Origin of the sequence: Alkalihalobacillus sp. AL-G (assembly GCF_030643805.1) — a bacterium.
In the GTDB taxonomy this organism is placed as follows: domain Bacteria; phylum Bacillota; class Bacilli; order Bacillales; family Fictibacillaceae; genus Pseudalkalibacillus.
Genome location: NZ_CP094656.1, coordinates 206,476 through 219,393, shown reverse-complemented (window position 1 = coordinate 219,393; position 12,918 = coordinate 206,476). Strand labels below are relative to the sequence as shown.

Annotated in this window: 13 protein-coding genes; all 13 read right to left on the bottom strand. The window is 43.6% G+C overall.

Translation table 11 applies throughout. From position 1 onward, the window contains the following. Positions 1 to 43: 43 nt before the first annotated feature. Positions 44 to 217, bottom strand: a complete 174-nt coding sequence (locus tag MOJ78_RS01225) for a XapX domain-containing protein (RefSeq protein WP_370529753.1) — start codon at positions 215 to 217, stop codon at positions 44 to 46. Positions 218 to 238: 21 nt separating this feature from the next. Then, on the bottom strand, positions 239 to 1,309 hold the full coding sequence (gene mtnA / locus MOJ78_RS01220) for an S-methyl-5-thioribose-1-phosphate isomerase (RefSeq protein WP_304979429.1): 1,071 nt from the start codon (positions 1,307 to 1,309) through the stop codon (positions 239 to 241). 13 nt (positions 1,310 to 1,322) lie between these two features. Beyond that, positions 1,323 to 1,931 (bottom strand): class II aldolase/adducin family protein, encoded by a 609-nt coding sequence (locus MOJ78_RS01215; RefSeq protein ID WP_304979428.1) that lies wholly within the window; start codon positions 1,929 to 1,931, stop codon positions 1,323 to 1,325. 11 nt (positions 1,932 to 1,942) lie between these two features. After that, positions 1,943 to 3,385 carry an amidohydrolase family protein gene (locus MOJ78_RS01210; protein WP_304979427.1) on the bottom strand — a complete coding sequence of 481 codons (1,443 nt, stop codon included), beginning with the start codon at positions 3,383 to 3,385 and terminating at the stop codon, positions 1,943 to 1,945. Beyond that, positions 3,385 to 4,185, bottom strand: coding sequence for an MTAP family purine nucleoside phosphorylase (locus MOJ78_RS01205; RefSeq protein WP_304979426.1), 801 nt, complete (start codon positions 4,183 to 4,185; stop codon positions 3,385 to 3,387). Before MOJ78_RS01205 ends, MOJ78_RS01210 begins: the two co-directional genes overlap by 1 nt. Before the next feature lie 28 nt (positions 4,186 to 4,213). Beyond that, positions 4,214 to 5,074, bottom strand: a complete 861-nt coding sequence (locus tag MOJ78_RS01200; RefSeq protein WP_304979425.1) for a nucleoside phosphorylase — start codon at positions 5,072 to 5,074, stop codon at positions 4,214 to 4,216. After that, complete coding sequence (locus tag MOJ78_RS01195; protein ID WP_304979424.1) at positions 5,058 to 5,906, bottom strand: energy-coupling factor ABC transporter ATP-binding protein; 849 nt, start codon at positions 5,904 to 5,906, stop codon at positions 5,058 to 5,060. Before MOJ78_RS01195 ends, MOJ78_RS01200 begins: the two co-directional genes overlap by 17 nt. A gap of 4 nt (positions 5,907 to 5,910) precedes the next feature. After that, entirely contained in the window at positions 5,911 to 6,780 is an 870-nt protein-coding gene (locus MOJ78_RS01190) for an energy-coupling factor ABC transporter ATP-binding protein (protein ID WP_304979423.1), read from the bottom strand. Then, positions 6,777 to 7,670 carry an energy-coupling factor transporter transmembrane component T family protein gene (locus tag MOJ78_RS01185; protein ID WP_304979422.1) on the bottom strand — a complete coding sequence of 298 codons (894 nt, stop codon included), beginning with the start codon at positions 7,668 to 7,670 and terminating at the stop codon, positions 6,777 to 6,779. The genes MOJ78_RS01190 and MOJ78_RS01185 overlap by 4 nt, the downstream gene beginning before the upstream one ends. Positions 7,671 to 7,728: 58 nt before the next feature. Next, positions 7,729 to 8,733, bottom strand: coding sequence for a LacI family DNA-binding transcriptional regulator (locus MOJ78_RS01180; protein WP_304979421.1), 1,005 nt, complete (start codon positions 8,731 to 8,733; stop codon positions 7,729 to 7,731). A gap of 171 nt (positions 8,734 to 8,904) precedes the next feature. Beyond that, positions 8,905 to 9,690, bottom strand: a complete 786-nt coding sequence (locus tag MOJ78_RS01175; RefSeq protein ID WP_304979420.1) for a fumarylacetoacetate hydrolase family protein — start codon at positions 9,688 to 9,690, stop codon at positions 8,905 to 8,907. A gap of 59 nt (positions 9,691 to 9,749) precedes the next feature. Continuing rightward, positions 9,750 to 10,373 (bottom strand): ECF transporter S component, encoded by a 624-nt coding sequence (locus MOJ78_RS01170; protein ID WP_304979419.1) that lies wholly within the window; start codon positions 10,371 to 10,373, stop codon positions 9,750 to 9,752. Between the two features lie 683 nt (positions 10,374 to 11,056). Continuing rightward, a complete protein-coding gene (gene glmS / locus MOJ78_RS01165; RefSeq protein WP_304979418.1) occupies positions 11,057 to 12,859 on the bottom strand; it encodes a glutamine--fructose-6-phosphate transaminase (isomerizing) in 1,803 nt (600 codons plus the stop codon). Positions 12,860 to 12,918: the final 59 nt, after the last annotated feature.

Genomic DNA, 12,918 nt, shown 5'->3' with positions numbered 1-12,918 from the left:
TACATACTAAACAGTTTAATACGGCCTACTTTAAAAAGATCATTTATGATGATAGCTTCAGAACAATCGTCTCTATGAATTTTCCGCCTAGGTAAACACCTGCTACTCCAAGGACACCAGCTAATATCGGGGGAGCAGGCAATGGCAGCTTGATCATTTTGAATACAGCACCAACTACAAATCCAGCTACTAGAGCGAGTACAGCATCTTTCAACATAGTATCCTCCTCAATCTGTCTCTATTGAAACGTTTTTTCTAACTCAAGAGCCTTGAGGTTTTGGCTAAACGGTTGTGAAACGACTCCTTTTTCGGTAATGATGCCTGTGATAAGATCATTCGGTGTGACATCGAATGAGGGATACAACGCATTCGTGCCTTCCGGTGCAATCGGTGTACCATTCAAGTGTGTTACTTCCTTCGCGTTCCTCATTTCTACTTCGATCGACTCCCCGCTTTCTGAGCTGAAATCAATCGTGTGACTCGATGTCGCGGTGTAGAATGGAACTGAATGAGCCTTTGCAGCTAACGCATGCATATACGTTCCAATTTTATTGGCAAGGTCCCCGTTCCCTGCTACCCGGTCGGAGCCGACGACAACCTTATCAATCATCCCTTTACTCATGCAGTAGGCGGACATGTTATCAGTAATCAACGTATGAGGGATGCCGAATTTCTTTAATTCATAGGCTGTAATCCGAGCCCCCTGCAGATATGGCCGCGTTTCACACGTGAAGACGTGGATTTCCTTACCGAGGTCGAATGCCTTCCGTATAACCGATAGAGCACGACCGCCGTAGCCAGAGCCTCCGACTGCCCCTGAGTGGCAATGGGTCATGATCGTGTCGCCATCCTTGATCAGGGATGCACCGTGTTCGCCGAGCTGATGTTCAAACGCAAGCTGGCGTTCTAAAATTTCTACTACCTTCTGTTCAACCTTTGTAATCAATTCTGTTCCTTTACCATTTACAATGGATAAGACTTCATCGATCGTTTTCATAAGGTTGACCGCTGTTGGTCTTGTACTTTTAAGCAATGCCCCTGCCTCCCGTATGCTTTGTTCATGGCCGGTCGAATTCAATGCAGCAAGGTACAGGCCGTAAGCTCCTGAAATACCAATTGCTCCAGAACCGCGAATGTTCATGTTCTTTATCGCATCCGCCAGCTCTGGCACCGCTGTAATCGTATAAACCTCTTCTTCAAATGGGAGCTTCAACTGATCAAGCAATTTCAGTGTGCCGTCTTCAAACCATATCGGTAAAGCAAGCTTCTGTTCAAGAAACTCATCAGTAAGCTGTTGGATCGTTTTCATAAAAGATACCTCCTTATTGAGTCACAGGCACCGGTAGGTTCGCCTTGATTTGTGAAGAGATGAAGGCCTGTTTTGCAGTTGCTTCTGTCAAATCTGCCACATTATAAGCCGCTTCAAGAGTTGGTCCGACTGCGCAAATTCCGTGTTGTTCAAGAAGGCATACTTTGATTCCAGGATTGTTCTTATACACATTGGTTACATTCTCTGCGAGCTCCTTTGATCCTGATGGAGCGACACCCGCTACAGGCACATACTCGAGCAGCTTGCGGGCTGTAACCGTAGGAAGCGGAAGCTCCTGGCCTAGAATCGCATACCCAATCGCATAGTTCGGATGACAATGGACGACCGCATTTACATCCGGACGGACCTTATAAACACCAAGGTGAAAGCCGATTTCTTTAGACGGTTTTCCCTGTCCTTCGATGACTTCCCCTTCCATATTGACGATAAGAGCATCTTCGGTTGTCACTTCACCAAGACTGACACCGCTTCGTTTGATCAAAACCGTATCTGTTCCTGGTATACGTACGCTGATGTTTCCTCCCGTTGCTTGTGTGTAGCCTTTTTGATAAACCTTATGAGAGACATAAGCCAATTCTTTTTTTAGTAATTCGACCGACATGTTAAACCCTCCTAATTGTAATTTTCACGTTGTAGCTCATCATATCTTTGTTTAAAGTAAGGAGCGAGCTGATCTGCCAGCTCTACTTGTTGTTTAGAATGAGACATAAGGTGTTCCGTTCTTTCCCGAACTTCCTCAAGGATCTCCCTCTCATTCAATGTAGTAAGGCTCCCATCCTTCATCACCCACTCGCCAGCGACCATCACTGAATCTACCGACCTTCCATTTTCCTGAAATACGAGTTGTGTAACAGGATCCTGAAGGGGGGTAAAGGAAGTGCCCGTCGCTTTTAAAAACACGAGATCAGCTGCAGCACCTTCCGTAATTCGTCCTAATACACTGTCATTTGAAAAGACACCGGCACCGCCAGCCGTTGCCATCCGCCATACATCCACAGATTGAGGCCACTTTTGATAGTCTGGTTCATCTACACGGTGCCACATCGCGGCTAATCTCATTGCTTCGAAAAGATTGTGCTGGGTACCGCAATTCGATGCGTCTGTCCCAATTGCGAGTTTACTTGTTTCATTTAAAAAGTGATGGATCGGAGCTTTGCCGCTTCCCAAGGTCATATTGCTCGCAGGATTATGGACGACTGTCACACCGTGACCCCTAAGAAGCTCAATTTCGTTATTTTTGAGTATTACAGCATGTGCAACGGATAGTTTTTCTGAAAGCAGTCCGTGCTCCTTCAAATGGCCGAATATTCCGTCGGGAAACGTTTCCACACCGCTTATCAGTTGCCCCTTCGTTTCGAGCAAATGAGTGTGTACTGCTAATCCGAACTCTTCACTTAATTCCCTGCACAGGTTCAGCATGTCAGAGGAACAGCGCTGTGGTGCGTTCGGACCGAGCATAATTTCGATGTTTCCGTTCTTGTTGTGCCAGGCCTCAATCAGCCCGCGGTAATAGTCATCTACCTCACCGACTGACTTTCGTGGTGCATCGTCAAGCTTTTTCTTAAAATAATTCGGCAGTTTCACGTTAAGAAAATGATGGTCCGGTACATCATGCATCATCGGAGCAAACCCTATACGCATTCCTGTTTTCTCGTAAGCCTTTAACGCAGCATTCGATCCAACCAAGTGTGGATAGTGATCGATACATGCAGTCGTACCGTTTTTGATCATCTCGATCGCCCCGAGTAAAACGGCGAGCTCCAACTCTTCTTCTGTTAACGAATGCCCATAAGCAACGGTATAAAGCGACCAGATTTCCAATGGCAGATTATTCGTTGTCCCTTTTAAGACATTCGAATAAGAGTGGTAGTGGGCATTCACCATACCCGGTATGACAATCCTTCCGGAAGCATCGATGGTCTCATCGATATCCGAATCGATTGGCAAACTCCCAGCCCGGACTTCCTTGATCTTATCGCCGTCGATAAGGAGGCTTCCCTCAAACACCTTTGACGAACTGTCAACGATGGTTGCATTATGGATCAGCTTTTTCATCAGCTTACTGGAACGCTATTTTTGAGCTTTTCTTCCCGAGCTTTCAATGCGCGTTCGTATGCCTGCTTCGCTTCAGATTCTTTATTCGTATCAACTCGCTTGATAGCCGCCAAGAAAAGATCGATCATTTTCTGTTTGTTTTCAATGACGACATTTTTGTGCATTTCAAGATCTGGTGCGACATCACTGATTCCGGCTGCAATATCGGTGGTCAATGTCACAACCGAATAGGCAAGGCCGAGTTCTCGTGCAAGGGAGGCTTCCGTACTATTCGTCATGCCGACAACATCCATTCCCCAGTTTTTATAAAGCTGGATTTCTGCCCCTGTCTCGTAACGAGGACCGTCTACACAGATGTACGTTGCTTTCGGAACAAGATCGATTCCAACCTCTTCTGCTGCTTCGAGGAAATTCTGGCGAAGATTTTCGCAATACGGGTTCGTGATGTCCACGGAGTACTTTCCATATGTTTTCACTCGGTTCGTCGTCACATCGACAAACTGATCGAGAAGGGCGAATCCGCCGACTGGGATATCAAGAGTCAATGAACCGACCGCACACATCGAAAGGACATGTTCAATACCGAGTTCTTTCAATGCAACCATGTTTCCCCGATAGTTGATTTCATGTGCAAGCGAATCATGATTTTTGCCATGACGCGGCAGGAAATAGACTTCCTTATCGGCGTAGTTCCCTTTATATAAGAACACATCCCCAAAGTCTGTCTTTACGTTGATTTCCTCCGATTGCTCCAATAGATCGTAAAATCCTGTACCTCCGATTACTCCCACTTTTTTCATTGAATGACTGCTCCTTTCTCACCTAGTTTTATTTATTTGTCAGTAGTGATGGATAAAAATAAGGCTTGCCTGATTTTTTCTTAAGTTCGTCCCATTCATGTAAAATCTTGAAGGCTTCCGTTGACACTGCGATTGATTGTTCGACCCCGGACTTCTGATAGGAAAATTGGTCTTTGATTCGGTTGGCTACGACGGAAAATACTGCTCCAGCTCGTAATTTAAAGAGACTGCTTAGTGTCAGGACAGTAGCCGCTTCCATTTCGAAATTCACAACACCAGCCTGCTGTGCATCTTTTATAATTTGATCCATGAATCCCTGGCGGTAGTTATTGAATCCTGGGCGCCCTTGTCCGCAGAAGAATGAAGCGGAAGTATACCCGATCCCGACATGGTAGGTGACGCCTAATCGTTCTGCCGCCTCAATCAATGCCATGACAACTTCTTGATTCGCAACTGCCGGGTACTTTGGATCGACATATTGATCACTTGTCCCGTCATACCTTACAGCTCCAGAACAGATGATGAGATCCCCTGGTGCAATATTCTCTTGAAGTGCTGCACAAGTTCCTACTCTGATGAAGCTATCAGCACCCACTTCTGCCAGTTCTTCAAGCGCACTGGCCGTCGAAGGTCCGCCAGCACCTGTTGAACATGCTGAGATATCTACCCCGCCGACTTTCCCAGTATACGTGACATGCTCGCGGTAGCTTGCAATTTCCCGCTTTTCATCCCAGTGCTCAGCCATCATCGGCACACGGTCGGGATCACCTGGAAGCAGCACATATTTCGCTACATCGCCTGGACGGCACCGGATATGATATTGTGATCCATCTTCCAATTCAGGACGGTTGGCTTTTGTTTCCCATTTGTTTTCAAGTTCCTGCAACAATTTTTTCTTCCTCCTTTTGGTTTTTCCTATACCAATTTACAAGTGAATCCACTGTTAGAAATGTTTGTTTTTGATCCACATAGGATAGCTTTTCAGCCAGTTGGGTTATTTGCGGAGGCTGAAGACCTGCCTGAATCATGATTTCCTTGTTGCGGAACACGACATCCGCCTTTTCATCAGCTATTTTTCTGCTGTTGCTCATGACCACAACTCGACAGTTGAGCTCACCGATCAGCTTCATATCATGACTGATAAGAACGACAATATGTCCATGCTCTTTGAACGTTCTGACTAGGTCCAATACTCGTGAACAGCCTTTATGATCCTGTCCTGTCGTCGGTTCATCCAGAACGACTACCCGTGGAGAGATTGCCATGATCGAGGCCATCGCCACTTCTTTTCGTTTACTGGAATTAAGATCAAAAGGATTAGTATCTAAAAGATCGCGTAAATCAAACATATCAATCGCTTTTTTGGCACGCGTCCTGATTTCGTCATCCGATAACTTTAAATTTTTACAACCATAGAGAAGCTCCTCTCTCACAGTTGGTAAAAAAGTTTGGTGATTGGGATTTTGAAAGACATAGCCAACCATACTTGAAAGTTTTGCAATACGTTCTTTTTTCGTATTCAGGTCTCCAACGAATACGTCCCCGTCGGTCGGTTTCAATAACCCGTTGAAATGTTTGACCAATGTCGTTTTACCTGATCCATTACTCCCAAGAACAGCAACGACTTCCCCGCTTCCGATATCAAGATCAATTTCTTCAATCGCTTTTACGCCGTTCGGATATACATGCGATGCATTTTTGACGGAGATAAAAGGTTCCATTTCTTTAATACACCTCCCCAATTCTCGTTCTCCTTTTAAAGGCTTTGGTAGCTTCTTCTAAAGTAATTGGCATTTCCATGTCCTTATCATCAAATTCTTTATTGATCTTGTAGGAAAGTTCAGATACCTGCGGACCATTGACACTTAACTGATGAAGCGATTCCAGTTCACTGAAAATCTCTTTTGGTGTTCCGAACATCTTACATTCTCCCTCATGTAAAACGAGAATCTTATTACAATAAGCAGCAAGCCTCTCCACTTCGTGATCGATGATGATCCCTGTCATCCCTAGCGATTTTATGTCTTTCAGTACATCGAACACTTCATTTTTCCCCTGTGGGTCGAGCATGGAAGTCGGCTCATCCAAAATCATGAGATTGGGACGCATAGCCAGAACTGCTGCAAGAGCAAGACGTTGCTGCTGTCCTCCTGATAATGCTAGCGGACTTCTTTTTTCATACCCTTGCAGCCCTACTGCCTTTAAGGACTCCTTGATCCTGTTCACCATCTCTTGTCGTTCAACGCCAAGGTTACCAAGTCCAAACGCTACTTCTTCCTCAATCGTCATTTGGGACAATTGGTTTTCAGGCTCTTGAAACACGAATCCAACACTACCTGCCATATCCCCAACAGATTGCTTGGAGACATCTTTTCCATCAACCGTTATACTACCCTTGATTTCTCCTTCAATCACAGTCGGTACTAAAGCATTCAGACTCATTGCAAGCGTGGACTTCCCTGCACCTGTTGGACCGACGATGCCTAGGATTTCACCATATTCCAATGAAAAACTGATATCCTTCAGGACAGGGGAATCTGTATCAGGATATTGAAATGTAAGGTTTTCTACGATGACCGCTTTATTTTTCTTCATACGTTCCATCCTCCAATCCAACTATGCACCCGCTTGTATAAAAATTTCACAGCAAGAATACCACAGACAACCCAGACCGTAATCAACGAGCTGATCAATAACACATCTGTTGTCAAAGTTAAAGCACCGCTTGTCACCAATCTGAGATAGATTTCACCAACCAACGCGAGTAAGAGTCCGCTTAAGAAGATATAGTCTAGTTTGGAAATCTTTGATTCTCGAAGGCTTGTCTTCTTTCCTTTTGTGCTGAATCCTCTGCATTCCAATACATACGACAATTGATGAACCTTCATAAAGGTAATGATAAATAACGGGGCGAAAAGAGGAATCAAACTTTTCACCCGCTGAATGACGCTTCCTTTTACATCAAGGCATCGTGCCTGCTGGGCTTCCATGACGATCTTAGCTTCTCTCGCGATGATTGGAATTATTTGAAAGGTTGATAGCAGCATGAAAGCTGCTGAGTGCGGAACTTTCCACTTTATCAATGCCGCCGCTAGATCGGATGGGTGTGTTGTCATCACAAACAAAACTGCGCCAGTACCGATCACCAATATCCTGAAAGACATGACTGAAGCATAAACGAGCGATTCATATTTGAAGGATACAGAACCAATCTCCCAAATTACGGTCTCCCCGATCGGGTTATAGATTCCGTGCACCGTCATGATCAACACGACAAACAGCATCAGAAACTGCATAGAAATCAGATATTGCTTGAGCAGCTTGGACATAAAGACAATTGGCAGCAAGAAGACCAACAACACCAACTGAAAAGCCGGATCTCCTAGCAAAAACGTACTGATGACGACAAAGAGCAGAAAAATGATTTTTGTTCTCGGATCAAGCTTGTGGATCAGACTGTCCTTTTGTACAAACAGGCTATTCACATTTTTTCCTCCTTTATAAAACACAATTGCCTACCTTATTGAAGGGAGGTGATCATTCTCATACGATTGCAGTAGAGTCTCTTTCTATAAGTGTCGGCCGGAACACGAGCGTTTCTTTGAATTGCTTCTTGCCTTCAATCGTCTGAATACCGAATTCAACTGCCCTTGCTCCCATATCACCGATCGGTGTTCGTATCGTTGTGAGTAATGGGTACAAAATCTGTGCATATTCAGAATCATCAAATCCGACAACTGAAAGATCCTCTGGGATAGACAACCCTAACTCCCTGGCTGCCCGGTACACGCCAGTGGCAATCGCATCATTTCCAGCAAAGACGGCAGTCGGACGATTTTCTTCTTGTAGAAGTTTCAGACCATTCTTGTATCCGCTTTCAATTTTGAACTCATCTGTGATGATCCAGTCTTCATTGATTGAAACCTCAAATTCCTTCAGTGCTTCTTCAAAGCCTTTTTTACGTTCAATGGTTGCATAAGAACTCGTCTGTCCGGTGATATGTGCGATCCTGCGATGCCCCTTTTTTAGAAGATGAGTGGTGGCTGTGTGTCCACCTTGAAAGTTATCAACAAGCACTTCATCCAACTCAACACCTTTTACGGTACTTCCTAAAAGAATGACGGGTAAGTCAGGATACCCTTCGATCAACTCTTTGATATTTCGGTCCCGCACTTCTGGCGTTGAAAAAATAATCGCGTCTACTCCTTTTCGGACTAAAAAGCTTACGTATTCAGCTTCCTTATCAAGGTCATTATCGGTATTGCAGAGAATGACATTGTAGCCATATTTATTGGCCATGTCTTCAACCGCTCTCGTCAAATCACCATAAAAAATATTTTTGATGTCCGGGATGATCAGTCCGAATGTCGAGGTTTTCTTGTTGATCATAGCAGAAGCGATCATATTCGACCGAAAATTAAGTTCTTTCACGGTTTTGAGAACCTTTTGTCTCGTTTCTTCACTTGTGTATCCACTATTGTTCAGTACTCTTGAAACAGTGGAAATCGCAACATTTGCACGTTTTGCCACATCTTTAATCGTAGCCATTTGTTTTTCACATCCTATTGAAATATGGAAACGTTTCCCTTATCTGTAAAAGTAGTTTTTTGTATTACTTGTCTACTATTATACGTTTTGGTTTTTAAATTTCAATAATATTTTGATAATTTTATCGATTTTTGTGGAAACGTTTCCTGATATCCCAATAGAATAAACCTTTTATACGGTTGCTGCAGCCCTTCTTGTTTTACTAACCTGATTTTTCAAGGAACCGATCCCTTCGATTCGGCACTCGATCGTATCGCCTTCCACCAAATAGCCAGCACCTACTGGAGCTCCTGTCAAAATTACATCTCCAGGCTTCAATGTCATCACAGTGGATAGATAAGAAACCATTTTTTGAAGTGACAGGATCATCAAGCCCAATTCGCCATCTTGCTGTTTCTCATCATTCAAATAGGATTGCACGTGGATTGATTTAAGGTCAAGGTTTGTCTCAATAGCTGGACCTAGCGGCGTGAATGAATCGAATGATTTTCCGATTGTCCAATGCCCATCAGGGTGAAAATATTCAGGGGCAGTGACATCGTTTGCAACTGTGTATCCGAAGATATAATCGTTGACTTCACTTTCAGAAAGATCTTTAGCTTCCTTTCCTATGATGACAGCTAATTCTGATTCGAATTTAACCTTATCCACTCCATTCGGGAGCTTAATCGTCTCTCCAGTACCGATAACTGACGAGGTCGGTTTGAAGAAAAACACTGGCATATCAGGAAGGTTTTCTGGCAGCTCCTCTTTTGTCGAAACAAAATTCGCCCCGATTCCAATAACCTGGTTCGGCACAACCGGAGAAAGTAAAATCACTTCCTTTTCATCGTAGATAGTTTCTGTTAAAATCCAGTAGCCAAAAATATCCCCTGTTATTTCTTTTATTCTTGAATCTGTGAGTAAACCGGTTGAAATCTTATCAGTACCCTTCAATTGAAAACGAACAAATTTCACTGCCTACACTCCTTCTGTTAGTTAGTTCTTTGTGATGAAATGCCTTTAACGAAAAAGGATCATGCGGTCAAATCGTCATCTTTACTTTTTGTACGGTTATTTAATCCTAGCTTTTCGCGAATTTCTTTTGCATTAGGTAAGTAGCGTGCAGGGAAGATTTTCAAAATACCCCAGACGATATAGAAGGTTAAAATTTTATCAAGCATTGTAGTTGGCATGTTCGCTATGAATGCTGAGCTGAAAATACTTTGTCCAGTTGCGATCAGTCCCGCCGTAATGACATCGTTCGTATGCCCGGAGAAACCTCCGAATACAAACACTGATATAAAGGTCGCGATTACAGCTCCAAGTGCACCTGTTATCGCCCCAGCAACAAGAACCTTCCAAAACTTGTTGAACCAGCCTTTCTTATAGAACAAATAAGAGAGATAAGCCACAAACATTCCAACCAGAGCAAATGGGAAGTATGTCCACCTGACGATGAGGCCCAGTACTGTATTGGTCAAGAGAGCGGTGACAACACCCCAAATCGGACCTAGCACAATTGCATTCAATACGGTACCGATATTATTCAAAAACAACGGTAGTTTCAATAATTCTACGATCGAATTTGCAACCCAGTTCAACGCGATACCAGCAGGAATCATTGCAACAAAGAAACTCGAATTCATCTTCTTTCTCATCATTTACCTCCTCAAATCAAATTTTTTGTACTACTGCCTGGAAAGCGCCTTTTTCATCCCACCTCCTAACCATTACTCACCTATGAATCCGCTTTCATAATTGGTTGTGTGATTTCTAATATGCTGAGTTGTTTGCGGTTTCGAATAGGTTGTCCATCTTTCCAGATGATGTGGAAACGTTTCCCTAAAATATAGAAAAAGATGTCTTTACCATTTGCAAAAAACGGATAAATGATACCTTTTCCCATTGTTTTAAATATAAAAACGTTTCCCGTTTGTTCTTATTATACATACCTATTTATTTATTTCAATAATATTTTGAAAATAACAATAACTCACTGGATTGGGTTCGCGCTGTTGTAGGACGTGCTTAGGATTTTTATAGCGACCATATCGTATTCTCTATCATTTTATGAGTGGCTCCCATTCGCATTATTTTCTAGTTGTTTCCGTTGAAATTCCTTCAAAGTTACGTTTACTCATATTTGATTTCCCCGTTCTCTCCATTTGTTTTGATGGTTTTCTATGTTAGTTTACACAAAAAATCCCGAATAGTGGACTTTTTTATAAGTGTCCATTATTCGGGATATAGTTTAGAACTAATGATCTCTTAGGGTGAAATATATTATTTATAATATACGACTTCTTTGTAACTCAACAACAGAACAATTTTTATACCTATCCTATTCCACTGTAACGCTTTTAGCTAGGTTCCGTGGCTTGTCGACGTCGCAGTCGCGGTGCAGTGCTGCGTAGTAGGCGATAAGCTGCAACGGGATGACGCTGACGAGCGGTGTCAGGTATTCATGTACGTCTGGAATGACAATGCGATCGCCATCATCATGCAGTGACTCTGTACTGATGACACATGTGTAGGCACCGCGTGCCGCAACCTCTTTTACATTTCCACGAATGCTTAGGTTCACGTGTTCCTGTGTTGCAAGTGCAATGACAGGAGTCCCTTCCTCAATCAAGGCGATTGTGCCGTGCTTGAGCTCTCCTCCAGCAAAGCCTTCTGCCTGGATGTAGGAGATTTCCTTAAGCTTTAGTGCACCTTCCATAACGACATAATAGTCAAGTCCGCGTCCGATAAAGAAGCAATTGCGTGTGACTGCAAGGTATTCACGTGCAATCCTTTCAAGCTCTTCCTTCTTATCACAGAGAGATTCCATCGCATTGGCTACGATACTGAGTTCCTTGATTGGATCGAAGTCGAGTTCAATGCCTTTCGCACGCGCTGTATCGACTGCAAGAATCGCTAGAACCGCCATTTGTGCTGTATACGCTTTTGTTGATGCTACAGCGATTTCAGGTCCAGCATGCAGCAATAACGTGTAGTCCGCTTCACGGGACAGCGTTGAACCTGCTGCGTTTGTAAGCGTCAAAGCCTTGTGACCAAGTTTCTTCACCTGCACGAGCACTGCACGGCTGTCTGCCGTTTCCCCGCTTTGCGAAATGAAGATGAACAATGGTTTTTCAGACAATAACGGCATGTTGTACGAAAATTCACTCGCAATGTGAACTTCAACTGGTACTTCGGCAATCTTTTCAATCAACTGCTTACCGACAAGCCCTGCATGGTAAGACGTTCCACAGGCGATGATGTAAATGCGATCCGTCTTTTTCATCGCTTTACGTACATCGTCATCGAGCTTCAAATTACCCTTTTCGTCCTGATATTCTCTAATGATATTACGGACAACCAAAGGCTGTTCATCAGTTTCTTTTAACATATAGTGAGGGTACGTACCCTTTTCAATATCGCTTGCGTCAAGCTCTGCTGTGAATGGATCACGAGCAATGCTTTCCCCGTCCAGGTTCTTGATCGTAACGTCATCGCGTGAAACAAGCACGATCTCTTCATCCATCAGCTCAACGAATTGGTCTGTTTTTTGGAGCATGGCCATTGCGTCACTTGCAACAACGTTATACCCTTTACCAAGACCGACTAAGAGCGGGCTTTTATTTTTCCCGACGTAAATCGTTTCCGGGTTTTCATTATCAAGCAATGCTAATGCATAAGAGCCCTTTAATAGTGATAATGTTTCGCGGAATGCAGATTCAACGTCATTCCCCTCTTTCACAAAATGCTCGATCAATTGAACGATGATTTCTGTATCCGTTTCACTCTCAAGTTCAACGCCACTCAAGAACTCTTTACAGATTTGCGTAAAGTTTTCGATCACTCCATTGTGAACGAGTGTAAAGCGTTTCGATGTACTTTGATGTGGATGCGCGTTCGTTTTACTTGGCGGGCCATGAGTTGCCCAGCGCGTATGTCCGATTCCAATGTTTGCTGGTACGTTCTGATCCACGTTTTCACGAAGAGTGGCAATCCGTCCTTTTTCTTTAAAAACATGTACGCCTTCCTCGTTCAGTACTGCGATCCCTGCAGAGTCATATCCACGGTATTCAAGCTTCTCTAATCCTTTTAATAAAATTTCCTTCGTATCTTCTTTCCCAATGTATCCGACAATTCCACACATACTTAATAGACCTCCCTGTTGGGGGGAAATAACTAATAGTATGTTCAAAAAGGAGAGTA

Coding starts and splice junctions, on each gene's coding strand:
- mtnA (WP_304979429.1), bottom strand. CDS start 1,309: ATGAAAACGATCCAACAGCTTACTGATGAGTTTCTTGAACAGAAGCTT.
- MOJ78_RS01190 (WP_304979423.1), bottom strand. CDS start 6,780: ATGAAGAAAAATAAAGCGGTCATCGTAGAAAACCTTACATTTCAATAT.
- MOJ78_RS01170 (WP_304979419.1), bottom strand. CDS start 10,373: ATGAGAAAGAAGATGAATTCGAGTTTCTTTGTTGCAATGATTCCTGCT.
- MOJ78_RS01180 (WP_304979421.1), bottom strand. CDS start 8,733: ATGGCTACGATTAAAGATGTGGCAAAACGTGCAAATGTTGCGATTTCC.
- glmS (WP_304979418.1), bottom strand. CDS start 12,859: ATGTGTGGAATTGTCGGATACATTGGGAAAGAAGATACGAAGGAAATT.
- MOJ78_RS01215 (WP_304979428.1), bottom strand. CDS start 1,931: ATGTCGGTCGAATTACTAAAAAAAGAATTGGCTTATGTCTCTCATAAG.
- MOJ78_RS01195 (WP_304979424.1), bottom strand. CDS start 5,906: ATGGAACCTTTTATCTCCGTCAAAAATGCATCGCATGTATATCCGAAC.
- MOJ78_RS01205 (WP_304979426.1), bottom strand. CDS start 4,185: ATGAAAAAAGTGGGAGTAATCGGAGGTACAGGATTTTACGATCTATTG.
- MOJ78_RS01225 (WP_370529753.1), bottom strand. CDS start 217: ATGTTGAAAGATGCTGTACTCGCTCTAGTAGCTGGATTTGTAGTTGGT.
- MOJ78_RS01210 (WP_304979427.1), bottom strand. CDS start 3,385: ATGAAAAAGCTGATCCATAATGCAACCATCGTTGACAGTTCGTCAAAG.